The 22,772-nt window shown below is 69.4% G+C and carries 27 protein-coding genes; 6 read left to right on the forward strand and 21 right to left on the reverse strand.

Going from position 1 to position 22,772, the window contains the following annotated elements; all coding sequences use genetic code 11:
- The first annotated feature begins 42 nt into the window (after positions 1-42).
- Positions 43-894 (forward strand): cytochrome c1, encoded by an 852-nt coding sequence (locus Q8Q88_RS13200; protein ID WP_305675650.1) that lies wholly within the window; start codon positions 43-45, stop codon positions 892-894.
- A gap of 54 nt (positions 895-948) precedes the next feature.
- Here the strand turns inward: Q8Q88_RS13200 and Q8Q88_RS13205 are convergent, their stop codons facing one another.
- A complete protein-coding gene (locus Q8Q88_RS13205; protein WP_305675651.1) occupies positions 949-1,740 on the reverse strand; it encodes a hypothetical protein in 792 nt (263 codons plus the stop codon).
- A 133-nt stretch (positions 1,741-1,873) separates the two neighbouring features.
- Between Q8Q88_RS13205 and Q8Q88_RS13210 the strand changes: the two genes are divergently transcribed.
- Positions 1,874-2,314, forward strand: a complete 441-nt coding sequence (locus tag Q8Q88_RS13210) for a hypothetical protein (protein ID WP_305675652.1) — start codon at positions 1,874-1,876, stop codon at positions 2,312-2,314.
- Here the strand turns inward: Q8Q88_RS13210 and Q8Q88_RS13215 are convergent.
- The 11 genes from Q8Q88_RS13215 to lgt all read right to left on the reverse strand — a co-directional run bounded on the left by Q8Q88_RS13215 (position 2,311) and on the right by lgt (position 11,659).
- A complete protein-coding gene (locus tag Q8Q88_RS13215) occupies positions 2,311-2,991 on the reverse strand; it encodes a dienelactone hydrolase family protein (RefSeq protein WP_305675653.1) in 681 nt (226 codons plus the stop codon). The genes Q8Q88_RS13210 and Q8Q88_RS13215 overlap by 4 nt on opposite strands.
- 2 nt (positions 2,992-2,993) lie before the next feature.
- The gene (locus Q8Q88_RS13220) at positions 2,994-3,662 is read right to left on the reverse strand and encodes a dienelactone hydrolase family protein (protein ID WP_305675654.1); all 669 of its coding nucleotides are present in this window, start codon (positions 3,660-3,662) and stop codon (positions 2,994-2,996) included.
- A gap of 37 nt (positions 3,663-3,699) precedes the next feature.
- The gene (gene ychF, locus Q8Q88_RS13225) at positions 3,700-4,797 is read right to left on the reverse strand and encodes a redox-regulated ATPase YchF (protein WP_305675655.1); all 1,098 of its coding nucleotides are present in this window, start codon (positions 4,795-4,797) and stop codon (positions 3,700-3,702) included.
- A 76-nt stretch (positions 4,798-4,873) separates the two neighbouring features.
- Positions 4,874-5,350, reverse strand: a complete 477-nt coding sequence (locus tag Q8Q88_RS13230) for a hypothetical protein (RefSeq protein WP_305675656.1) — start codon at positions 5,348-5,350, stop codon at positions 4,874-4,876.
- 66 nt (positions 5,351-5,416) lie between these two features.
- The gene (pth, locus tag Q8Q88_RS13235; protein WP_305675657.1) at positions 5,417-6,037 is read right to left on the reverse strand and encodes an aminoacyl-tRNA hydrolase; all 621 of its coding nucleotides are present in this window, start codon (positions 6,035-6,037) and stop codon (positions 5,417-5,419) included.
- A gap of 32 nt (positions 6,038-6,069) precedes the next feature.
- The gene (locus Q8Q88_RS13240; protein ID WP_305675658.1) at positions 6,070-6,693 is read right to left on the reverse strand and encodes a 50S ribosomal protein L25/general stress protein Ctc; all 624 of its coding nucleotides are present in this window, start codon (positions 6,691-6,693) and stop codon (positions 6,070-6,072) included.
- A 128-nt stretch (positions 6,694-6,821) separates the two neighbouring features.
- Positions 6,822-7,853 (reverse strand): hypothetical protein, encoded by a 1,032-nt coding sequence (locus Q8Q88_RS13245; RefSeq protein ID WP_305675659.1) that lies wholly within the window; start codon positions 7,851-7,853, stop codon positions 6,822-6,824.
- A 119-nt stretch (positions 7,854-7,972) separates the two neighbouring features.
- Positions 7,973-8,908 carry a ribose-phosphate pyrophosphokinase gene (locus Q8Q88_RS13250; RefSeq protein WP_305675660.1) on the reverse strand — a complete coding sequence of 312 codons (936 nt, stop codon included), beginning with the start codon at positions 8,906-8,908 and terminating at the stop codon, positions 7,973-7,975.
- Positions 8,909-8,979: 71 nt separating this feature from the next.
- Positions 8,980-9,747, reverse strand: coding sequence for a peptidoglycan editing factor PgeF (gene pgeF, locus Q8Q88_RS13255; protein ID WP_305675661.1), 768 nt, complete (start codon positions 9,745-9,747; stop codon positions 8,980-8,982).
- Positions 9,744-10,796, reverse strand: a complete 1,053-nt coding sequence (locus Q8Q88_RS13260; protein ID WP_305675662.1) for a class I SAM-dependent methyltransferase — start codon at positions 10,794-10,796, stop codon at positions 9,744-9,746. The genes pgeF and Q8Q88_RS13260 overlap by 4 nt, the downstream gene beginning before the upstream one ends.
- The gene (gene lgt / locus Q8Q88_RS13265) at positions 10,793-11,659 is read right to left on the reverse strand and encodes a prolipoprotein diacylglyceryl transferase (RefSeq protein WP_305675663.1); all 867 of its coding nucleotides are present in this window, start codon (positions 11,657-11,659) and stop codon (positions 10,793-10,795) included. The genes Q8Q88_RS13260 and lgt overlap by 4 nt, the downstream gene beginning before the upstream one ends.
- A gap of 81 nt (positions 11,660-11,740) precedes the next feature.
- Between lgt and Q8Q88_RS13270 the strand changes: the two genes are divergently transcribed.
- From Q8Q88_RS13270 to proC, 3 genes are all read left to right on the forward strand, one after another.
- Positions 11,741-11,986, forward strand: a complete 246-nt coding sequence (locus tag Q8Q88_RS13270; protein ID WP_305675664.1) for an accessory factor UbiK family protein — start codon at positions 11,741-11,743, stop codon at positions 11,984-11,986.
- A 152-nt stretch (positions 11,987-12,138) separates the two neighbouring features.
- A complete protein-coding gene (locus tag Q8Q88_RS13275; protein ID WP_305675665.1) occupies positions 12,139-12,642 on the forward strand; it encodes a YbjN domain-containing protein in 504 nt (167 codons plus the stop codon).
- A 10-nt stretch (positions 12,643-12,652) separates the two neighbouring features.
- Positions 12,653-13,444: a pyrroline-5-carboxylate reductase gene (proC, locus tag Q8Q88_RS13280; RefSeq protein WP_305675666.1), complete on the forward strand. Its 792-nt coding sequence runs from the start codon at positions 12,653-12,655 to the stop codon at positions 13,442-13,444.
- On the opposite strand, the gene Q8Q88_RS13285 is transcribed toward proC, so the two are convergent.
- From Q8Q88_RS13285 to Q8Q88_RS13310, 6 genes are all read right to left on the reverse strand, one after another.
- On the reverse strand, positions 13,441-16,029 hold the full coding sequence (locus Q8Q88_RS13285) for an Ig-like domain-containing protein (protein WP_305675667.1): 2,589 nt from the start codon (positions 16,027-16,029) through the stop codon (positions 13,441-13,443). The two genes, proC and Q8Q88_RS13285, sit on opposite strands and share 4 nt — an antisense overlap.
- An 83-nt stretch (positions 16,030-16,112) precedes the next feature.
- On the reverse strand, positions 16,113-16,952 hold the full coding sequence (locus Q8Q88_RS13290) for a PEPxxWA-CTERM sorting domain-containing protein (RefSeq protein WP_305675668.1): 840 nt from the start codon (positions 16,950-16,952) through the stop codon (positions 16,113-16,115).
- 136 nt (positions 16,953-17,088) lie between these two features.
- A complete protein-coding gene (locus tag Q8Q88_RS13295) occupies positions 17,089-17,517 on the reverse strand; it encodes a DUF2147 domain-containing protein (RefSeq protein WP_305675669.1) in 429 nt (142 codons plus the stop codon).
- Between the two features lie 61 nt (positions 17,518-17,578).
- Positions 17,579-18,928 (reverse strand): ATP-binding protein, encoded by a 1,350-nt coding sequence (locus Q8Q88_RS13300; RefSeq protein ID WP_305675670.1) that lies wholly within the window; start codon positions 18,926-18,928, stop codon positions 17,579-17,581.
- Between the two features lie 121 nt (positions 18,929-19,049).
- A complete protein-coding gene (locus tag Q8Q88_RS13305) occupies positions 19,050-19,751 on the reverse strand; it encodes a response regulator (protein ID WP_305675671.1) in 702 nt (233 codons plus the stop codon).
- Entirely contained in the window at positions 19,748-20,227 is a 480-nt protein-coding gene (locus tag Q8Q88_RS13310) for a MarR family winged helix-turn-helix transcriptional regulator (RefSeq protein ID WP_305675672.1), read from the reverse strand. The genes Q8Q88_RS13305 and Q8Q88_RS13310 overlap by 4 nt, the downstream gene beginning before the upstream one ends.
- 80 nt (positions 20,228-20,307) lie before the next feature.
- Here Q8Q88_RS13310 and Q8Q88_RS13315 point away from each other — a divergent pair, with 80 nt between their 5' ends.
- Positions 20,308-21,195 carry a branched-chain amino acid aminotransferase gene (locus Q8Q88_RS13315; RefSeq protein WP_305675673.1) on the forward strand — a complete coding sequence of 296 codons (888 nt, stop codon included), beginning with the start codon at positions 20,308-20,310 and terminating at the stop codon, positions 21,193-21,195.
- A gap of 64 nt (positions 21,196-21,259) precedes the next feature.
- Here the strand turns inward: Q8Q88_RS13315 and Q8Q88_RS13320 are convergent, their stop codons facing one another.
- The 3 genes from Q8Q88_RS13320 to folB all read right to left on the reverse strand — a co-directional run.
- A complete protein-coding gene (locus tag Q8Q88_RS13320) occupies positions 21,260-21,658 on the reverse strand; it encodes a hypothetical protein (RefSeq protein WP_305675674.1) in 399 nt (132 codons plus the stop codon).
- A 71-nt stretch (positions 21,659-21,729) separates the two neighbouring features.
- The gene (locus tag Q8Q88_RS13325; RefSeq protein ID WP_305675675.1) at positions 21,730-22,200 is read right to left on the reverse strand and encodes a hypothetical protein; all 471 of its coding nucleotides are present in this window, start codon (positions 22,198-22,200) and stop codon (positions 21,730-21,732) included.
- Between the two features lie 163 nt (positions 22,201-22,363).
- Positions 22,364-22,772: dihydroneopterin aldolase (gene folB / locus Q8Q88_RS13330; RefSeq protein WP_371129860.1), on the reverse strand; the 409-nt coding region annotated here is incomplete at its 5' end.

The raw sequence follows: 22,772 nt of genomic DNA on the forward strand, positions 1-22,772 counted from the left end.
CCGGCGCCGCGGCTTCGCCTGAAAAGAGGGGTTGAGCCTAAGATGCTGCGTAAAGGTATCGCGCTCGCGGCGTTTGGGCTGGCTGTCCTGGCTGCGCCCGCCGCCCTCGCCTCGGGCCCCGCGCCCGCGCCCCTGAAGGAAACGGTGTTCAGCTTCGAGGGTCCGTTCGGCACGTTCGACCAGGCCCAGCTGCAACGCGGCTACAAGGTCTATCGCGAGGTCTGCTCGGCCTGCCACGCGATGAGCCTGCTGTCGTTCCGCAACCTCGGCGACAAGAACGGCCCGTTCTACGACGAGAAGTACCCGAACTCGAACGACAACCCGTACGTGAAGGCGATCGCCGCCGAGTACCAGATCAACGACATCGACTCCGAGACCGGCGACGTCGTCCAGCGTCCCGGCACCTCGGCCGACCGGTTCCCGAACCCGTTCCCGAACGAGCCGGCTGCCCGGGCGTCGAACAGCGGGGCCCTGCCGCCCGACCTGTCGGTGATCGCCAAGGCCCGTCACCACGGCGCCCATTACATCTATTCGCTGGTCGGCTCGGGCTACGTGAACCCGCCCAAGGGCCTGACCGTCGCGCCCGGCCAGTACTACAACAAGTTCTTCCCCGGCGACCTGACCTCGGCCTCGGCCGATCCGCATCACGTGCCGCCGGGCGGCGTGCTCGCCATGGCCCCGCCGCTGGCGCCGGGCAAGGTGACCTTCGACGACGGCTCGCCGTCGACGATGGACCAGCAGGCCAAGGACGTCGCCGCCTTCCTGGCCTGGGCCGCCGAGCCCAAGATGCAGGAGCGCAAGGAGTTCGGCCTGGCCGCCATGGCCTATCTGCTGATCTTCACCGGCCTGCTCTACTGGAGCTACCGCCGGGTCTGGAAGAACGTCGCCCACTAGGCGAGGTCTTTCCGATGAGACGATTGAGGCCCCGGTTTTCCGGGGCCTTTTTCGTTAGCGCCTCGGCTTCCCCAGCAGCACCCGCCGGCGCGGGAAATCGAAACGCATCCGCCAGTGGGCCAGCAGCGGCGCACCGATCACCCCCAGGCGGGCGCCGTCGCCGTCTGCCAGCAACCCGGCCGGCACGTTCTCGAACAGCGCTCCGCCCAGCGACAGGGCCCGCAGGGTCGCGCGGCGCTCGCCATAGGGCAGCAGGGTGTCGGGCTGAGAGGTCCCGGCGGCGACCGCCACCTTCTGGTACATCCGCAAGGGTGCGTCCGCGCCGGTCGACAGCACCATCTCGCCGGCATAGGCGTGCGGGCCATCGGCCACCGCCGCCCGGACCGAGGCGACGCCCGCCGCGCCCATCGGCAGCACCGCCATCGCCCGGAAGCGGCCAGCGTAGCGCGGTCGGCGGATAGCCACCCGGCAGGGGTTGAAACTGATATCGACCACATAGGGCGCGAGCAGGTCGGCGCCGATCACGCCCGCGATCGGAGTGGGGAAGGCCGCGGCGCGGGCGTCTAGGTCGACCACCGCGACGGGCCGGTCGCGCAAGGCCAGGCCCGCCATCAGCACCCGGGCGAGCACGCCCGTCCCGGTGAGGCCCGCCATCTGGGCCTTGGTGTCGTGGAGCTGGGTGTCGGGCGAGCCGGTGTCGAGGATGTAGTCCCCTGCCATCCCGGCCACCGAGGCCGGGATCACCACCACCCCGCGCTCATAGATGCAGGCGACCTCGCCGGCGTGGGCTCCGGCCGGGGCCAGGGCGATCAGCGTGGCGGCCGTGGCGAGGGCGGCGGGTGTCATGAAGGTCCGAGACTCAGGAGCCTCGCGAGCATAGCCAAGGCGCGCGGCGTGGGAACACGCCTTACGCCTGCCCCATCGAACCGCTAAGTTTTCGGGGATGGCCTTCATTCGCCCTTGGCGGGATTTCAAGCGTATGCAGGACGTGGCGCTCGCCGCCGCGTCGCTGATCTATGCGGGTGCGGTGGTCAACGCCTTCCAGGTCTTGCCCGGCGGGACGGACCTGATCGCCCAGCGCACCCTCGTTTGGCCCGCCGTGTTCCTGATTCCCTCGCTGGTCCTGCCGCTGGTCGTGCCCTGGATGAAGCGGATGCTGGCCCGCTATGTCTGGCTGAGCTTCCAGGCGGGCTTCGGCCAGAGCCCGGTCTCGGTGATCACGGGCGTCGGCCTGCTCGCGGGCGCGGCCCTGTTCATCTACTGGCAGGTGGGGGCGGTGGCCCATGGCGGTCGCTATCCGGCGGGAGTCTTCTCCGGCTACGCGGCGGGCATCGGCATCCTGGCGGCCCAGGCGATCCTGGTCCGGGTGCTGGAGTTGCAGCCGCCGATCCGCAAGCTGATCGAAGAACCGACCTCCTAGACCGAGCTGCGCCCGCCGCCGTTGTTGGCGAACAGGGCCAGTGTCCTTAGGCGGGCCAGCCGCGCGCAGTCGGCGTCGTAGTCCGCGCGCCGGTCGGACACGAAGCCGTGGCCGGCGTCGTACATGTGGATCGGGATGTCGGGATGGGCCGCGGCGATCTCGTCAATCCGAACCGGCGGGATCGAGGCGTCGGTCTTGCCGAAATGCAGGATGATCGGGACCTTGGGGGTCTCGTCCTTCTGCTCGCTGATCCGCCGCCCGTAGAAGGCCGAGGCGGCCGAAAGCCCGGTGCAGCGGCAGGCGGCCAGCCAGGTCGCCGCCCCGCCCCAGCAGAAGCCGGTAACGAACACGGGAGGCTTGAGCGCGTCCACCGCCGCCTGCAGGTCGCCGGCCACCTGGTCCCACGGGGTCTCCTGCGAGTACCTCACCCCCTTGGCGACGGCCTCCTGGCTGTAGTCGGCCTCGAAGCCCGGCTCCAGACGATCGTAGAGCGAGGGCGCGATCACCTCGTAGCCCTCGTCCGCGAAGCTGTCGGCCAGTTCGCGGATATGGTCGGTGACCCCGAAGATCTCCTGGATCAGCACCAGCCCGCCGCGCCGCGCGTCGCCGGGTTGAACGTGATAGGCGCCCAGCTCGAAGCCGTCGAAGCCGCTCTTGAGCTTGATGGTCTCGCCCATCCTCAGGCGCTTTCGAACAGTTCGCGGGTCCGGGCGCGGGCGAGGTCGGCGGCCTCCTCGGCGTAGCGTTCGGGGCTCTCATTGTTGAAGCCGTGGCCGGCGCCTTCGTAGATATAGACCGGCACCTCGGGGTGGTGCTCATGCACCGCCTTCTCGACCTCGTCGGCCTTGATGCCGGGGTCTGTGTGGCCGAGATGGATGATGGTCGGGCAGAGCGGCTTCAGGGCGGCGTTGGCGGCCACCAGGCTGCCGTAATAGCTGGACGCCGCGGCCAGGCCCTCGACCTTGCCCGCCGCCAGCCAGGTGAGCGACCCGCCGTAGCAATAGCCCACCACGCAGACCTTGCCGCGCGCGCTCAGGAAGTCGCGGCAGGCGGCGATGTCGGCCAGGGCCTGGTCCAGGGGTGTCGCCCGCGCATGGGCCACGCCCGCGGCGATCCCGTCCGGATCGTGGGCGGAGACGAAGTCGCGTTCGCGGCGGTCGTAGAGGGCGGGCGCAATGGCCTCGTAGCCGGCCTTGGCCCAGCGCTCGACGTCGGCGCGCACGTGGCGGTCGATGCCGAAGATCTCCTGGATCACGATCACCCCGCCCTTGCGCGGCGTGAACGGCTGCTCGTGATAGGCCGAGAATGCGAACCCGTCCGCGCCCTCGAGGGTGATGGTCTCGCCCATGCGTCTCTCCCGTTTCCCCTAAGCTAGGGGGCGTGGGTCAGACGTTGAAGCGGAAGTTCATCACGTCGCCGTCTTGGACGACGTATTCCTTGCCCTCGGCGCGCAGCTTGCCGGCGTCGCGGGCGCCGGCTTCGCCGTTCAGCCGGACATAGTCGTCAAAGGCGATGGTCTCGGCGCGGATGAAGCCCTTCTCGAAGTCGGTGTGGATCACGCCGGCCGCCTGCGGGGCGGTGTCGCCCTTGTGGATGGTCCAGGCGCGCGCTTCCTTGGGGCCGACCGTGAAATAGGTCTGCAGGCCCAGCAGGTGATAGGCCTCGCGGATCAGCTTGTTGAGGCCGGGCTCGGTGAGGCCGAGGGTCTCCAGGAACTCCGCGCGTTCGGAAGGATCGAGCATGGCGATCTCGCTCTCGATCTGGGCGGAGATGGCCACATGGTCGGCCCCGTCGCGCGCCGCGCGCTCGGCCACCAGCTTCGACATCTCGTTGCCGTCGGCGGCGGAGGCCTCGTCGACATTGGAGACGTAGAGCGCGGGCTTGGAGGTCAGGAGCTGGAGCATGCGCCAGGCCTTGTCGTCCTCGGCGGCGACCTTGGCCTTGCGGGCGGGCCGACCGGCGTTGAGCTCGGCCAGCGCCAGTTGCACCAGGCGCAGGGTCTGGGCGCTTTCCTTGTCGCCGGCCTTGGCGCGCTTCTCGAGGTTGGCGACCCGCTTTTCCAGGCTCTCCAGGTCGGCCAGCATCAGTTCGGTCTCGATGGTCTCCAGGTCCGAAAGCGGATCCACCTTGCCCTCGACGTGGGTGATGTCGTCATCGATGAAGCAGCGGGCCACGAAGGCAACGGCGTCGCAATCGCGGATATTGGCCAGGAACTGGTTGCCGAGGCCCTCGCCCTTGGAGGCGCCGCGCACCAGGCCGGCGATGTCCACGAAGTTGATCCGCGAGGGGATGATCTCCTTGGACGGAATGACCGCCGCCAGCTTCTCCAGGCGCGGTTCGGGCACAGCCACGTCGCCGGTATTGGGCTCGATGGTGCAGAACGGGTAGTTGGCCGCCTGGGCCGCCGCGGTCTGGGTGAGCGCGTTGAACAGGGTCGACTTGCCGACGTTCGGCAGGCCGACGATGGCGACTTTCAGAGCCATGGGGAGTCCGGTTTCCTATGCGAGGGCGCGACCTAGCATGTCCGGCGCGGCAGCCCAAGCTACCGGGGCAAAAGAGCTAGTGCGGCCAGGTCTCGGTCAGGACCTTGGCGACGCTGTCCTTCCACGAGATCTCCACCGCCGGGGTCTTGGGCTGACCCGGGGCGAAGAGTTCGTAGATGATCATCCCGTCATTCTGCCTGCTCTCGATGACGCGGGCGGGGGCGGCGCCCTTGGTGGGGGCCGCGGCGGCCGCATGGACCGGATGGGGCGCTTCGCCCCAGGGGATGTCGCGCTGGGTCTCGACCACTTCCCAGCCCTTCGGGGTTTCGAGCAGGTCGAGTTCGATCTCCGCGCCGCCCGGAAGGGTTCCCCCGACGTCGTAATAGCGGCGGCCCTCGCGTTCCTTCAGCTCGGCTTCCTGGATGGTCATGCTGGGCTGGGCCGCCTTCACCACGGCCAGCACCTCGGCGGGGATGGCGGACGCCGCCACTGGCTGCGCCGCGGCTTGGCCGGTGAGAAGCAGGGCGGCGGTCAGGATCGAGACACGGAGCATCGGAGACCTCATCGGGAAATGACACCGGTATCATATCCCCGTGCGATGGATCCGGATAGCCTCGTCCTAGGGGTCGCGGCTTCGGGCCTGGCGGGTGTCGGCCTTGTCGGCGGGGGCCAGGCGCATGACCTCGGTCTGGTACTTCTCGTCCTCGCCGGCGGCCAGCAGGGGGGCGGCGTCGGCGATGGCGGCCAGCAGGTCGGCCACCCAGTTCTGGTCGACCTTGTGGAAGTCCGACAGCACATGGCCCTGGACCAGTTCGCTCTGGCCCGGGTGGCCGACGCCCAGCCGGGCGCGGCGGAAATCGGGGCCCACATGGGCGGTGACGGAGCGCACCCCGTTATTGCCCGCCGCGCCGCCGCCGGTTTTCATGCGGAAGCGGCCGGGGGCCAGGTCGATCTCGTCATAGAACAGCACGAGGTCGGCGGGGGTCAGCTTGTAGAACTTCAACGCCTCGCCGACGCTGCGTCCGCTCTCGTTGTAGAAGGTCTGCGGCTTGAGGGTCAGGGCGCGCACGGGACCGCCCTCGGCGTCGATCTCGCCCTCGCGGATCAACGAACCGAACTTCGAGCGCTCGGGCCCGAAGCGCCAGCGACGCGCGATCGCATCGACGGCCATGAAGCCGATATTGTGCCGGTTGCCCGCATAGCGGGCTCCCGGATTGCCTTGGCCTGACAGGATGAGCATTCGATCTCCTCAGGACGAAGAGATCGTCTGATCTACTCGGTGGTCGACGCGGCCGAAGCGGCTTCGTCGTCCGCCGCGGCGTCGGCCGAGGCCGAGGCCGAGGAGCCGGCGATGGTGGCCACGACCACGTCGCGATCCATGGCCGCCGTCACGCCCTTGGGCAGTTCGAAGGCCGAGATGCGGATGGTGTCGCCGATGTCCAGGCCGGTCAGGTCGAAGACCAGCTCTTCCGGGATCGCGTCGGCGGCGCAGGAGAGTTCGACCTCGTGGCGCACCACATTGATCGTGCCGCCCTTCTTGAGGCCCGGCGAGGCCTCGTGGTTCTTGAAGTGGACCGGGACCGCGATCTTGATCTTCTGGTGCTCGTCGACCCGATAGAGGTCGAAGTGCACCGGCTCGTCGGTGACCGGGTGCATGTCGATCGCCTTGGCGATGACCGGCTGGCTTTCCTTGCCGTACTTCAGGGTCACGAGGTGGCCCAGGAGCTTGCCCGTATAGAGCGCCTTGCGGAACTCGTTGGACTTCACGGCGATGGCCACGGGCGCCTTGGAGCCGCCGTACAGCACGCCGGGGACCATGCCCGAGCGACGGGCTTCGCGGGCGCCGCCCGTACCGGTGCGTTCGCGGACTTCAACGTTCAGGATGATCTCGGCCATGGCGCCTTCGCCTCAAAACGAAGCCGCCGCGCGAAACCCGCGCGGCGACGGAACGACCCGTTGGGGCCGAAAGGTGGGCGTAAATACACAAAACTCCCGGCCGTTGCAACGGTGCGGGGTGCGGATTCCTAACGCTTTTTGGTGGAGGTCTTGTAGGGCTTCTTGGCCATCTCCGCCGCTGTGCGCGCCACGGGGACGAACCGAGGCTCGAAGGGCTCGGCCTGGCCCGAGGCTTTGATCACGCAGCGGGCCGTGTCCATCATGGCGTGCTGGCCCAGGCAGAAGACGTCCTCGTAGTGCGGCTTGGAGACCGCCAGGCACTGGAAGAGGTTCAGCTTGGACATGTTGATGCAGGAGCCGGTGTTGGGCTCCACCATCATGGCGTTGATGATTTCCATGTTGGAGTCGCTGGCGTGGCCAAGCACCGCCAGGGCCGCGATCGCCAGGCTGCGGACCACGGTCGGGGTGTAGGGCGCGCTGGCCGGGGCGGCGGTGACGCCCAGCGGCTGGAGGCCGGCGGCGGCCTGCTGCAGCCGCACGGTCTGGGCGACGTCGCCCACCAGCGGCGTGGTCGAGAGCGACTTGGCCTGCAGCAGGCGCACGTCGCGATTCGGCACCTCGGCCTTTGACCAGGGCTGCTTCTGGACGTCGTAGGCCGACTGCTTCACCGCCTTGCCGGCGGTGTAGAACCGGTTCCCGTCGTCGCCGAGCGCGGCCATGACCAGGCCGGCGGCCGAGTTCGAGCCGGTCAGGGCGACCACATAGGCCGGGTCCTTCATGATCTCGTAGGCGATGTTGCGCCGCGCGTCGGCGGTGGTCCCGTAGCTGCGCACGCCGGCGACGAAGGCCGGATCGCCCAGGGCCACGACCGCGCCATAGGCCGTGGCGCCCTGCATCAGCTGCTTGGGTTCATAGGCGACGCCGACCCGCACGGCGTCGGCGACGGCCGCGCCGTCCGTGAACGCCGGCGAGATCGCCGTGGCGTGGTCGACATAGTAGCGGTAGGCGCTGGCCCGCTCGATCAGCGAGGCCGGCAGCGCCGAGACAACCGGCGGCGGAGGCGGCGGCGGAGGCGGCGCGGGTTCAGAGGAGCAGGCCGCGAGCAGGCTCGCGGCGGCAAGGGCGGCGACCGTCAGGCCCACGCGCAGAGTGGAAGTCATCCTAGGCCTTCCCCGGTGTTTTCTTGAGCCAACATAGCACGGCCGAACGGGCGAGAATGTGACTCGACGCCGTTAACTGGCGTTCACCAAGCTTGGCCGCTGCGGACAGCCGCCGAGCGCTAGTCGAACAGCTTGGAGACCGATTCTTCGTTGGCGATTCGCCGGATGGCCTCGCCGATCAGCTTGTCGCAGCTCACATAGCGGATCTTGCCGCCCTCGGTGGCGCGTTCCGGCGGCTGGATGGAGTCGGTCATGACCAGCTCCTTGAGGATCGAGGAATTCACCCGCTCGACCGCCGCGCCCGACAGGACGCCATGGGTGACATAGGCCGAGACCTCCAGGGCCCCGCCGTCGACCAGGGCCTGGGCGGCGTTCGTCAGGGTGCCGCCACCGTCGATCATGTCGTCGAACAGGATGCAGCGGCGTCCGGAGACGTCGCCGATGATGTTGGCGACCTCGCTCTTGCCCGGGCCCGACCGGCGCTTGTCGACGATGGCCAGCTCGGCGTTCAGCCGGGTGGCGACGGCGAGCGCCCGGACCACGCCACCGACGTCGGGCGAGACGATCATCAGCTCGGCGGTCTTGGAATGGTGTTCTTTGATGTCGGCGGCCAGGATCGGCGCCGACAGCAGGTTGTCGGTGGGGATGTCGAAGAAGCCCTGGATCTGGCCCGAGTGCAGATCCATGGTCAGGACCCGGTCGGCGCCGGCCCGGGTGATCAGGTTGGAGACCAGCTTGGCCGAGATCGGGGTGCGGCCCCCCGTCTTCCGGTCCTGCCGGGCGTAGCCGAAATAGGGCATGACCGCCGTGATCCGCTTGGCCGAGGCGCGTTTCAGCGCGTCGATGCAGATCAGCAGCTCCATCAGGTTGTCGTTAGCGGGGTAGCTCGTCGACTGGATGACGAAGACATCCTCGCCGCGCACGTTCTCGTCGATGGTGACCCAGACCTCGTTGTCGGCGAAGCGCTTGACCTGGGCCTTGGTCAGCGGAAGGTCGAGGTGCGAGGCGACCGCCTCGGCGAGCGTGCGGTTGGAGTTGCCGGCCAGCAGCTTCATCGGACCCCCGAGGACTTTCGTATGCGCGGGCTTGTAGCAGGCCGCGACCGGGGGGCAAGACCCCAGACGGGCTAAGCCAGCGCGATGGCCGACAAAAGGCGGCCGAAGTCGGGCTCGCCGCGTTTGAAGGCCCGGCGGTTGGAGAAGAACAGCGCCTCCTCGGCGCAGGTGTCGCGCCCGATCCATTCGCAGGTCTCCACGCCCGCGCCGCGCAGTCGGTTCAGCACGAAGCCCGGCAGGTCGAACATCCGCTTGTCGGGGTTCTCGCTAGCGGCGAAGAACGCGGCGTTGGCGGAGTCTTCGGCGACGAAGCGGTCCAAGAACTCCAGCCCGACCTCGTAGGAGGCCGGGCCGATGCAAGGCCCGATAGCCGCGACGATCCGCCGGGCGCCCAGCTCGCGCATCCTGGCCACCGTGGCCTCGGCGACCCCGGTGAGCGCGCCCTTCCAGCCGGCGTGGGCGGCTGCGACGATTCGGGCCTCGGCGTCGGCGAACAGGATCGGGGCGCAGTCGGCGGCCAGGGCGCCGCAGACGATCCCCGGCTGGGCCGTCGCCACCCCGTCGGCTTCGGGACGGGCGTCGCCCCAGGGTTCCTCCGCCACCAGGGCGACCGCCGAGTGGACCTGGTAGCAGGTGCTGAGCGCCTGGGCCGGCGCGCCGAAATGGGCGGCGGCGCGGCGGCGGTTCTCGACCACGTCGGCCGGCGCGTCGGCCGAGCCGCGGCCGACGTTCAGGCTCTCGTAAATGCCCGTGGAGACCCCGCCCTGGCGCGTGAAGAAGGCATGGCGCACGCCCTCCAGCTGCAGCAGCGGCGAGGTGAGCACCGGCAGGCCGCTCACGTCATGGCCTCGAACCCCGGCGGGGTGAAGCCCTGCGAATGGATGCAGGCGGCCTTGAACAGCTCGCCCATCTGGTCTGGGGAGACCAGCCGCTCCAGCTGCCGCTCGATCTCCTCGGCCTTGTCGGGGCGGGCCTGGGCCAGGGCCTCGGCGCGCGAGCCGATTCCCAGGCGGACCAGCAGCTCGCCCTGGGTGAGGATGTGGGCGGTCTGGGCGTCCCGGGCGTGGGCGGCGGCCAGGACGGCGGGGAAGTCGGCATGGACGGTGAGGTCGGCCTCGCCGGGGGCCGCCAGGGGGCTCTCCTTCCGGTGGGCGCGCAGGGCCTGCAGGGTGTCGCCGAAGCCCGGGACGGCTCGGCCGTAGTCGATCAGCAGGGCCGCGCCGCCGTCGCGGGCGATGCGCTCGCCCAGCGCCGAGCCCAGGGCCTCCTGGCCCGGGGAATGCTCCAGGATCGCCCCCAGCGGCGCGTCGCGGTTCAGCGGCGCCGAGGTCAGGCCGAAGGCGAGCTCACCGGCCTCGTCCAGCCCCACCATCCGCTCGGCCCAGCCGCGCTCGGTGCGGACGAATTGCCGGGCGGCCAGGCAGTCCAGCAGTTCGTTGGCGACCAGCAGCAGCGGCGCCTCGCCCGGGACGTCCTCAAGCGTGCGGGCCCAGGAGACCTGGTCGCCCAGCACCTGGCGCTGGCGCATGCGCAGGGGTTCGGAGACCTCCACCAGCCAGATGTCGGCGGCGGCCAGGAAGGCGGGGGCCAGCCGGGCGGCGCGCAGCAGGTCGCTCATCAGCGAGCCGTCGCCGGGGCCCATCTCCACCAGCCGCACGGGATCAGGACGGCCCAGCCGCTCCCAGGCCTCGACGGCCCACAGGCCGATCAGTTCGCCGAACATCTGGCTGACCAGGGGCGCGGTGATGAAATCGCCGCGCGCGCCCAGCGCTGGGCGCGTGGCGTAGTAGCCGTCCTGCGGATCGTAGAGGCAGGCGGCCATGTACTGCGCCACGGTCAGCGGACCGCCGGCGCGGATCTGGGCCGCGAGACGGTCGCGCAGGCTCACCGGAGTTTGGCGGGCTCGCCGGCTGCGGGGGCGGCCGGGGCCTCACTGGGGGCGGCGTCAGGGATCGGCTCCTTCATGCCGCGCCAGATCAGCCAGGCGCCGAACAGGGCCATGGGCGTGCTCAGCATCATCCCCATGGTCAGGCCCAGCGGGAAGTCGGGCAGGTAGGCGTCGGGCTCGCGCACGTTCTCCAGCGCCATGCGGAACACGGCGTAGGCCAGCATGAAGATGCCGGCGACCACGCCCCGACGGCGGAGCAGCTTGGCGTGATGGGTCGCCCAGCGCAGCAGGATGAACAGGACCACCCCCTCCAACGCCGCCTCGTAGAGCTGGCTGGGATGGCGGGCGAAGACGCCGCCATTGGGGAAGACCACGGCCCAGGGCACGTCGGTGGGCCGGCCCCACAGCTCGCTGTTGATGAAGTTGGCGATGCGCCCAAAGAACAGGCCGAAGGGGCTGGCCGCGCAGATCGCGTCGCCCACGCGCAGCATGTCGATCTTGTTGACCCGCGAGAAGCCGAACACGGCGACCAGCACCCCGATCGCCCCGCCGTGGAAGCTCATGCCGCCGTTCCAGGTCTGTGGGATCTGCAGCGGATCCTCCCAGATCAGGGAGGGGGTGTAGAACAGCACGTGTCCCAGCCGCCCGCCGACGATGATGCCTAGGGTCAGCCAAACGATCAGGTCGTCGACCTGGCCGCCGGTGGCAGGGGCCGAGCGCGGCGCCCACAGCTCCTGGCGCCTCATCAGCGATGCGACATAGCGCCACCCCAGAAGTATGCCCGCCACATAGGCCAGGGCGTACCAGCGGATGGCGAACGGCCCGATCTGGACGAGGACGGGATCGAAGTCCGGGAACGGCAAGGCGGGGTTCTCCGTGAGGTCTTCAACGGGTTTAGACGAGAACCCCTTCGCTTTCATCCCCCGGCGCGCCATATAGAGGCCATGCAGACCCAGAACCCCTTCCTGGACGAATTCGCCAAGCTGACCAACGCCGCCATGGGCCTCGCCCAGACCGCCGGCGAGGAAGCCAAGGCCGCGTTTCGCGCCCAGGCCGATCGTTTCGCCGCCGAGCTCGACCTGATCCGTCGCGACGAGTTCGAGGCCCTGAAGGCCGAGATCGCCGCCTTGCGGACCGAGATCGCTTCGCTCAAGGCGCCCGCCGCCAAGAAGTCGGCCAAGAAGGATTAGGCCGGCGCACGCCTACGCAAACACGCGAATGTGGCTCGCCCGGATGAAGAAGCCGGTGACGCACTCCTCGCGAAGCAGATTAGTTTCGAGATCGCAGGCGATTCGGGGGCCCGCTGGGCCCCTTAGCCCCATGCGAAAGGACCGCCGGTCTTATGGATACGCCTCTGTCTGACGAAGACGTCCTGATCGCCCTCGATCCGCTGGATGTGGTCGAGCACGTTCTGACGGCCGAAAACCTGCAGTTCGACCGCACCGAGGACGGCGACCTCGCCTTCACCCTGGCCGGCGACTGGAAGGACTACGAACTGTGGTTCGCCTGGCGGCCCGAGGCCGACTGCCTGCAGCTCTGCCTCTCCGTCGACCAGCAGGTCACCGCCGAACAGCGGCCCGCCGCCTTCGAACTGGTCTCCACGGTCAACCAGCGCGTCTGGCTGGGCCACTTCGAGGTGTGGGACGATGGCGAGATCATCTTCCGTCACGCCATGGCCCTGATGACCGGCGAGCGCCCGACGCTGGCCCAGGCCGCGGCGATGATCGACGTGGCCATGGAGGCGGCCGACCGGTTCTACCCGGCCTTCGACTTCCTGGTGAAGGGCGCCAAGTCGCCCGCCGACGCCATCGCCGCCTGCATGTTCGAGACGGTCGGCGAGGCCTAAGGGCTAGCCCATGACGCCGATCCTGCTGCTGGGCGCGGGCCGCATGGGCGGGGCGCTGATCGAAGGCTGGCGCCTGGCCGGGGCCTTCAAGCCCGCCGACCTGATCATCCGCGAGCCGCAGGTGAGCGCCGCCGTCCAAGCCTTGGCCGACGCCGGAGCGCGGCTCAATCCCGCCGATTCGATCCTCTCCGAAGCCAGGACCGTGCTGCTGGCCGTGAAGCCGCAAGTCTGGCGCGAGGCCGCCGTCGTCGCGCCGCACCTGGCCCCCGACGCGGTGATCGTCTCGGTGGCGGCGGGCGTGCGGGCCGAAGACATCTCCCAGGCCTTCGGCGACCGCGGGGTCGCCCGCGTCATGCCCACCACGGCGGTGGCTATCGGCCAGGGCACGACCAGTATCTATGCGGCGAGCGCTTCCGCCAGAGCCCGGGCCCACGCCCTGTTCGCCCCGGTCGGGACGGTGGTGGATCTGGCGGATGAGGAGCTGCTGCACGCCGCGACCGCGGTGTCGGGCTCCGCGCCGGCCTATCTCTACGCCTTCGTCGAGGCCCTGGAGGCCGCCGGCGCCCGGGCCGGCCTGCCGCCGGCCGACGCCGCGCGCCTGGCCCGGGCCACCATCGCCGGAGCCGCGGCCCTGATGGCCAAGGGCGGCGAGGAGCCGTCGGAGCTGCGCCGCCAGGTCACCTCGCCGGGCGGCACCACCCAGGCGGCTCTGGATGTCCTGATGGGCGAGAGCGGCCTGGCGCCGTTGCTTCGCGAGGCCGTCGCCGCTGCGGTGCGGCGGTCCAAGGAGCTGGGCGGCTAGAAAACCGCCCAGCCCGTCGCCGCGCCATCGGCCCCCGCCACCGTGACAGTGACCGTGGTCGTGCTGAAAGCGCCCAACTCGTCCCTGACCGTGTAGGTGAAGGAGTCGATCAGCGTCTCGCCGGCGTCGAGGGATGAGATCGCGGGCGTGTCGGCGTTGTAGACGAGGCTGCGGGCGTTCAGGTCGAAGGTGACGCGGCCGGCCGTTCCGGTCGTGTCGACGGACCAGACATCGAGGCGCTGTCCCGCGTCGAGGTCGAGGTCGTTCGACAGCAGGCTGGTCCACAGGTTGCCGCTCGACCCTCCCTCGCCGATGCTCAGCGCGTCCGGCCTGGCCTCGGGCGCGTCATTCACGCCGGTCAAGGTGACCTGGACGGCCCCCGTGTGCAGTTCGCCGCCCGCCGTGCGCACCGTGTAGAGGAACTGGGTGTCCCCGCCATGGTCGCCCCAGAGTGCGTCGAGCGACGGATGATCGGCGGTGTAGACCAGGCTGTCATCGCCCAGGGAAACCGAGCCGAGCGTCCCGCCCGTGTCGATGGAGACCAGGGTCACACTCTCGCCCAGCACGAACTCGGCGAGATCCAGGACCGACTGATAGAGGTTGTCGCTGGAGGCGTCCTCCTCGACGAAGGCTGAAGCCGCTAGCGCCGGCTCGGCGACCGGGGAGCCGGTGACGGTCAGGGCGACGGTCGCCGTCGATGCGGCGCCGTGGCTGTCGACAATCTCGTAGGTGAAGCTGTCGCTCGTCGTCGCACCGGCTGCGAGGTCGGCGAAGATCGCGCCGGGGTCGTAGGCGAACTGGCCCTGGGCGTCGACGGTGACCGTCGCGCCCTTGGCCGAGATCGTCTGCATCGCGCTGAGCGAGATGTGGTCGCCCTGATCCACGTCGATGTCGTTGCCGAGCAGGTCGCCCAGCATCGTCACGCCGGACTTGGCGATGGTGAAGCTGTCGGCCGTCGCGATCGGGGCGTCGTTCTCGCCGTGAATGACGACGGAGACCCGCGCCTCGGACGTCGCCCCGGCCGTGTCGCTCACCGTGTATGTGAAGCTGTCCGCGAGGGTCTGGCCCTCGGCGAGGGATTGGGCGACCGCGCCGGGCGTGTAGACGACCGTACCCTCGGCCGTGATGCGGGCCGCTCCACGGACCCCGGATGTCACGCGGGTCAGGGCGACCTGATCTCCGGCGTCGATGTCGAAGTCATTGGCGAGGACGTCGATCGTGGCGCCGTCCTCGCCGAGATTGGCGAAGTTGTCCAAGGCTGTCGGGTCGTCGTTGGCGCCGACGACCGTGAGCGTCACCCCGGCCGTCGCCGTGGCGCCCTGCATGTCGGCCGCGGTGTAGGTAAAGTGCTCCGTCAAGGTTTCGCCGGCGTTGAGCGCCTGCACGGCGGCGGTGGCGGTGTAGAAGATCGTCCCGTCCGACCCCAGGCTCACGCTGCCCTGGACCCCCGCCGTGTCGATCGACACCACCTTCAATGTGTCGCCGAGGTCGGGATCGCTGTCATTGGCCAGCAGCGACAGGCTGAGGCCGGCGTCCTCGGCGGTGGTCGCCGTGTCGTCCATGGCGACCGGGGCGTGGTTCGGCTCGCCGGTCACCAGTTCGGAGAACGAGACCGTCCGGTCGGCGAAGGTGAATCTTTCGACGCCGCGGATGACGTCGGCGCCGTCGCCCCCGGCGCGCAGGTCCGTGACGGCCACCTCGCCATCGCCCAGCAGGGTGGCGCGATAGTCGCTAAGCTGCCCGCTGAAGCGCGCGGTGTCCAAGCCGGCGCCGCCATCGATCGTGTCGGCGCCCGCGCCGCCAGTCAGGGTGTCGGCGTCCGCACCGCCCGAGAGGCTGTCGTCGCCACCCTCGCCGGCCAGCACGTCGGCGCCGCTCCCGCCGCGCAGCGTGTCGGAGAACGCTCCGCCCGTCAGGTTGTCGGCGCCGGGGCCGGCCGAGAAGTCGATGCTCTCGAGGCCTCGGATGGGCGTCGCGCCGACTTTCACGGCCTCGGCAAGGTTCGCGGCGATCGAGAAGCTGATCGGCGCGCCGGCGGACATGAAGTCGAGCAGGCCGTGGTCGCGGCCGCTCCCTCCATCGACCGAGACATCGCCGGTGGCCGCAACGAGCAGATCATCGCCAGCCCCACCGATGAGCTGGTCGGAGCCCGCCCCGCCGTCCAGGGTGTCGGCGCCGGCTCCGCCGTCGAGGATGTCGTGGCCGCCACCGCCCAGCAGGCGGTCGTCGCCGTCCCCGCCCTTCAACCAGTCATTGCCGCCCCGCCCGTCGAGCAGGTCGGACAAGGATCCGCCGGTCAGCCAGTCGCCGGCCGAGCCCCCGACCAGCTCGACACGCTCGAATCCAGAGACCTGGACGCCGGCTAGGGTCTGAACGCCCGTCAGGTTGGCCGCCACGGCGAACCTTAGGCTTCCGCCCGCGCCCGAGAAGTCGAGCCGGCCGAGGTCGGCGCCCGCACCGCCGGCCAGCAGGGTGTCGCCCAGGCCGCCGGTCACGATGTCGTCGCCGCCCAGGCCTTCGACGATGTCGCTGTCGACGCCCCCGGTCAGGGTGTCGGCGCCGGTGGTTCCGGTGATTTTGGTCATGGAGTGGTCCTCTTCGGGCATGGGCCGGCGCCCGCCGCCGCGTCAGCGGGGCTTGAGGCCGGTCGTGTTTGGGGGGCTTGGGGCTAGGCGGCGGAGAAGGCGGCGTTGCGCCTGCGCAGCGCGCTGCCGGTCAGGGCGAAGCCGGCGATCATCAGAGCCCAGGTCGCCGGTTCCGGCACGGCCGAGGAAACATCGGTCATGAACACGCCGGACGCCGACTGCGCCACGACGCCTTCGGGCAGCTCCCAGTTGAAGTGCAGGGTGTTGCCGAAATCGGCCAGGGAGAAGGTGCTGATCGAGCCGTTGGTGCCGGCGGACGTCCGCAGCTCGATATAGATGAACATCGGCGCGGCGGTGAGGGGCACGAAGAGGTTGTCGAGGCTCTCGGTCGTTCCTTCCGACAAGCTGATCCACTCCAGACTGTCGACGTCGACATTGGCGTCATAGCCGTAGTAGCTGCGGTAGCTGGCGCTGGCGCCATACCCGGCGAAATGGCCGTCGATCGCGATGGAGACCGGGATCAGGGAGATGTTCTCGATCGGGCCGCCGTCCTTCTGCAGGAAGGTGACCTGGTCCCACATCGCCGCGCGCGATGAGGCGCCCACCCCATCGCAACTGGAGAGCGGCGGGTTTGGCGTACAGGGGCCGCGCATGCCGAAGGACGAAGCGTGCAGCTTGCCGCCGGCCAGGTCGGCGGCCCCATAGGCGCTGATCGCCGAGTAGCCGTTGTCCAGGTTGATGGCCCGGGACGCGGAGAAATGGCCCGATCCGCCCTCGTCGATGGAGAAGCCGGCTCCGGAGACCGCGGCGTAGGTCCCGAAGGTCGCCAGTGCGTGCGCGGGCGCCGCGGTCAGCGCCGACAGTCCCAGGGCGAGCGTGGCCACGGCGGCGAAGCCCTGGCGATGAAGGTGGTGTCTGGTCATGGAGCGCCTCGCGATTTGGGCCGCTCAGGGATGGGGCGGCCTCGTGAGGCGCTGTCTAGGGGCCGGCGATCAGCCCCTCATCCTAAATGGTTCCTATTCCCAAGACCCCCGTTCCTAAATGAAACCTAAGCGGCCCTCAGGTCCCTCGCTTCCAGGTCTGGGCCTGGCAGATCACCGCGATGCAGCCCTCGATCTTCAGCGTGCCGTCCGGATTGGCGCTCATTTTGGAGGCGTAGGTCTTGCCGTTGGACGGGTTGTAGATCTTGCCGCCGGTCCACTTTCCGGCCCCGACGGGCTTGAAGTCGCGGATCATCGACAGGCCGACCAGGGGACGGGCGCGCAGGCCGGCCTCCGGATTGTTGGTGTCCTTCGGCGTGACGCCGGCAGGCGCCTTCACCCAGGTGATCACCCCACACATCTTGGCCTTGTCGGCCGTGCAGGGCGCGACCTTGATCTTCGCCGTTCCGCTCTCGACCAGCCACTGGCCTTCCACGGGATCGGCGGCCTGAGCGGCGCCGGCGACGGAGGCGAGCGCCAAGCCCGCGAACAGATGACCAAGCTTCATGCGACTCTCTCCCCAAGGTTTGGCGTAGCTGTGCCCTGCGCCTGTGAACTCTCGATGAACGTCAACCTGGCAAGCGCACCACCGCGCGCAGGCCCCCCATGGGCGAGCGGTCCAAGGTCACATCGCCGCCGTGGCCGCGCGCCACGTCGCGGGCGATGGCCAGACCCAGCCCCACCCCCTTGTCGTTCTGGTTGCGGGCGTCGTCCAGGCGGTTGAAGGCCTTGAAGGCGTCCTCGTAGCGGTCCTCCGGGATGCCGGGGCCGTCGTCGTCCACCGTGATCTCCACCCCGCCGGCCACCCGGGCGGCGGCCGACACCTCGATATGCTCGCCGTGGACGGCGGCGTTCATCACCAGGTTCGACAGGGCGCGCTTCAAGGCGTTGGGTCGCACGCTGGCGGTGAGCTCCGGGTCGGCGGCCACACGCACCTCGGCGCCGGCGCGCAGCGCGCCCTCGCTCACCTCGTCGATCAGGCCCTTCAGCCGGATGGTCTCCATGGCCTCGCCGCCCTCCCCGCGGGCGAAGGCGAGGTATTCGTCGATCATGTGCTCCATCTCGGCCAGGTCGCGTTTCATCTCCGCATTGCGCGGACCGGGCTCAGCCAGGGCCAGCTCCAGTTTCAGACGGGTGAGCGGGGTGCGCAGGTCGTGGCTGACGCTGGCCAACAAGGCGGTGCGCTGGTCGATATGGCGCTGGATGCGCGACTTCATGGCCAGGAAGGCGTGGGCGGCCTGGCGCACCTCACGCGCGCCGTGTGGCTTGAAGGCCGGGGCGTCGATCCCCTTGCCGAAATCATCCGCCGCCGAGGCCAGGCGTTCGATGGAGCGGGTCTGGTTGCGGATGAACAGGATGGCGATGGCGGTGAGCAGCAGGGTCGCCACGGTCATCCACAGGACGAAGATGTGGCCCTGGGTGGCGAAGGCCCGGTCGCGGGGCGCCAGGATGCGGATCACCCCCTCGTTCACCTGAACCCGGATGTCGACATAGGCCGGGTAGCGGGTGGTGTCGAACCAGAAGGGCGCGTCCAGCCGCTGGGCGAGCGCCTGCTCCAGCGAACGATCCACCACGGCGAAAGGATTGGCGCGCCGCCCGACCGGCAGGGCGCGGCCGGGCTGGAGGGCGAGCGACAGGCTGAGCGATTTCTCCGCCCGGTCCGACAGGCGGGCCATGGCCGCCGGGCTGGGGTCGTCCTGATAACTCTCCACCGCCCAGGCCACGTCGCCGGCCAGGCCGTCGGAGAGCCGGCTGGTCACCGTCTGCCAGTGGGCGTCGAAGAACACCCAGGTCACGGCGATCTGCATCAACGCCACGGGCAGGACGATGATCAGCAGCGAGCGGCCGAACAGGGTGGTCGGCAGGCTGCGCTTGATCAGCCGCTGGAAATGCCGAGGCGTGAACAGCCGGAGGTTCATCGCTCGTCCTCCCGCGCCTGAGGCTTCCTCCTCTCCCCCCGCCGTTTGGGGGGAGAGGAGGTGGAGCGCCTGGCAGGCGCGCGGGGCGCGTCCGGCGATGAGGATAGGCCGGGAATGTCCATCAGTCGGGCGCCAGCAGGTAACCCACGCCGCGGACGGTCTGCAGGTAGCGCGGGGTCTTGGGGTCAGCCTCGATCTTGCGGCGCAGGCGGGTGACCTGGACGTCCACGGCCCGGCCGGAGGGATCGACGGTCTCGCGCGCCAGCTCCAGCCGGTCCACCGGCTCGTGCGGACTGCGAGCCAGGCGCTTGAGCAAGGCGACCTCGGCCTCGGTCAGGCGGATCGGCGTCTCGCCGCAGCTGAGTTCGCCACGCTCCAGGTCGAACTGGCAGCGGCCCAGGGAAATCGCGACGTTGGCGCCATTCTGCGGCCGGCTCTGGGCGCGGCGCAGGATGGCCTCGATCCGCAGCAGCAGCTCCTCCGGTTCGAAGGGCTTTCCGAGGTAGTCGTCGGCGCCGAGCTTGAGGCCCTCTATGCGGTCCTCGGGCAGGCCCTTGGCGGTCCGCATCAGCACCGGCGTTCGGCCGGCCGTGCCCTTGCGCTCGCGCAGCCACTTGGTCAGCGAGAACCCGTCCTCGCCCGGCATCATCACGTCGAACACCGCCAGGTCGAAGTCGAGGGTCTCCATGAGCCGGCGGGCCGCGGCGCCACCGGGCGCGGCGGTCACCCGGAACCCGTTGCGGGCCAGGTACTCCTTCAGAAGGTCGCGGATGCGGTCGTCGTCGTCGACGACCAGCAGGTGCCGCTCGAGGGTGTCGTTCACAGCCCGCCTCCGCTGGTCTTGGTCCGCGCCCCGGCCAGGGCCGACAGGATGCGCCGCGTTCCCGCCACGCCGTCCAGGCCGCCCGCGCGATAGGACCTGGCGAGCTGGCCGCGCAGGCGTTCGGCGATCCGGCCTTCGAAGGCCTGGCCCGCCGTGGTCAGACTGGCCGTGCGCCGGCGGCCGTCCAGGTCGCCCGCGACCTTCTCGGCCAGGCCCTTGGCCTCCAGGTCGCTGAGGATGCGGCTGGCGGCCTGTTTTGAGAGGCTGGTGAGGTGGGCCAGTTCCTGGACGCCCACGCCCGGCCGGCGCTTCAGCAGGAAGGCCGCGCGCCAATGGGACCGACCCAGGCTGAGGCCCTCGGCCTCCAGCCCGGCGTCGACGCCCGCCCACAACGCGGCTTCGGCCAGCATCATCAGCTCAAGCCCCGCATCCAGCTCTTCGTCGCGCAGGATTAGCCTAGGATCGGCGGCGGCCATCAAGCGCAAAGCCCATTTTGTTTGACGGGGACGGCGCGGGAGTCTGTAAGGAGCCCGTATTGAAAGGAGGACTTTCCCTCATGTCTCTGGTTCCCTTCGACGACCGCGATGGATGGATTTGGCTGGACGGCCAGTTCGTGCCCTGGCGCGAGGCGACGGTGCACGTATTGACCCATGGCCTCCACTACGCCTCGGCGGTGTTCGAAGGCGAGCGGATGTACGGGGGAGAGATCTACAAGCTCACGGAGCATACCGAGCGCCTGTTCAATTCGGCCGAGATCCTCGATTTCGAAATCCCGTTCACGGTGGCCGAGATCGACCGGGCCTGCAAGGACACCTGCGCCAAGAACGGGCTGACCGACGCCTATATCCGTCCGATCGCCTGGCGCGGTTCGGAGATGATCGGGGTCTCGGCCCAGATGACCAAGATCCACGTGGCGATCGCGGTGTGGGACTGGCCGAGCTATTTCAAGCCGGAGGAACGCGCCAAGGGCATCCGCATGACCTGGGCCAGGTACAAGCGCCCGTCGCCGGAGACCGAGCCGGTCCACGCCAAGGCCACCGGCCTCTACATGATCTGCACCATCTCCAAGCACGCCGCGGAGAAGGCCGGCTATACCGACGCGATGATGCTCGACTACCGGGGCTACATCGCCGAGAGCACCGGCTCGAACGTGTTCTTCGTCAAGGACGGGGTGCTGCACACCCCCACGCCCGACTGCTTCCTCAACGGGATCACCCGCCAGTCGGTGATCGCGCTGGCCAAGGGCAAGGGCGTCGAGGTGGTCGAGCGCCACATCCGGCCCGAGGAGCTTTCGGGCTTCACAGAGTGCTTCGTGGTCGGCACGGCGGCCGAGGTCACTCCGGTGGCCGAGATCGGCGAGTACAGCTTCACGCCTGGCGCGCTCTCGCTTGGCCTGATGGACGACTACGCCAAGATGGTGCGGCGTGAGCTTGTGCCCGCCTGACCCTCCCGGCATGACGAATTGGGCCGCCCCTCCGCGAGGAAGGGCGGCCTTTTTCGTGTGGGCCTTAGGCCAGCAGGGCCTCAGGGCGGGGATGGCCGTCGCCGTTGGACAGGTGGATCAGGCCCACGATGCAGCGGACGGCGAACCAGATCCCCAGCACGCACCAGAGCAGGCCAGCCAGCAGCAGGATCGGAATGCCGATCAGGATGAACGACAGCACCACGCCGACGCCGGTCATGACGCCCAGGACGATGCTGGCCACCAGGGCGAGCCAGAACGTCCTGATCTGAAATTGATAGTGCGAGGCCATCTTCGGTCCGGCGCTTTCGCGGCTCGCGTAAGCGATCACCAGGCCGATAATGATCGTGAGCCCGTTCACCAGGCCCAGCAGGTATAGACCATAGACCACAGCCGGAAGCGTGCGGTCTTCGGTCGTGCTGACGGTGGTTTCGGTATGGCTCAATTCGGTCTCCTCGTTGGGTTGCTGAGGAAATATGTGGGCCCGTTTCGCCTCGGCGCCACTTTAATTCTTCGTCATCCGTCCTGACGGTCAAGCCAGGGCAGGACGGCGGCGGCCAGGATCAGCACGAACACCAGGCGCGCGGCCAGCGCCACGCCCAGCGTCCAGGCCCCGCCCATCGCGGCGAAGACCAGCAGGGCCGCAGCGCCCAGGCCCATCAGCCCCATGATCCAGTAGACCGGCTCGCGCCCGAAGGCCCGCGCCCGGCGCACCGGGACCTCGCCGGTCACCTCAGCGATGAAGGCCTCGAAGCTCGCCGAACGGTCCTGGGGCGTAAGCCCTTCATAGCTGAGCGCCGGGATGGTCAGGCGGCGACGTCCGAACAGCAGCACCGCCCCGCGCTGCGCGCGGCGCACGCCCTTCAGCTCGGCCAGGGGAAAGCGCCGGACCTGGCCGCCGCGGCGCTCGACGACGCAGCCGTCCTCCAGGGTCCAGACCGTCTGCGCCTGGATCGGGGAAAGCCGGGCGCTGTGGCTGGCCGCCACGGCCTGGTGTCCCGATTCCGAAGTTCGACTGCGGTAGTGGCGGGCTCCGACGAACTTCGGAATCGAGAAGGACACTAGCAAGCCTATGTTTCTAGTGTGCTTCTTGGATCTGAGTTCGCTCAGAGCTCGATCCAACTCCAGGGCGAACTACAGATCCAGCACACTAGCCTCGGACGACGGTGATCTCCACGCCCGCGGCCATGGCGTGCGGCGCGAGCGCCAGGGGCTTTTCCACCCGCACCCGGGCGCGCATCACGCGCGGGTCCGACAGGCAGGCGCGGGCCAGGCGTTCGGCGAAGGCCTCGACCAGCTGGATATGGCCCTCGGCGGCTATGGCGCGGGCGTGCTCGCCGATCATCTCGTAGTTGACGGTCTGCGACAGGCGCTCGACCCCGGCGGCCGGGACGTCGAGCTCCACGTCCACCACCAGGGGCTGGGCGCGGCCCTTCTCGTGGGCGTAGACGCCGATCTCGGCGTCGATCTTCAAGCCGGTCACGAAGATCTTGGTCATGACCGTACGGCCTTGCGGCGCGGCGATGGGTTCGGCAGGCGTCTCCTGGAGCGGCGAAAGG

Source organism: Phenylobacterium sp. (assembly GCF_030697925.1).
Lineage (GTDB): Bacteria > Pseudomonadota > Alphaproteobacteria > Caulobacterales > Caulobacteraceae > Phenylobacterium.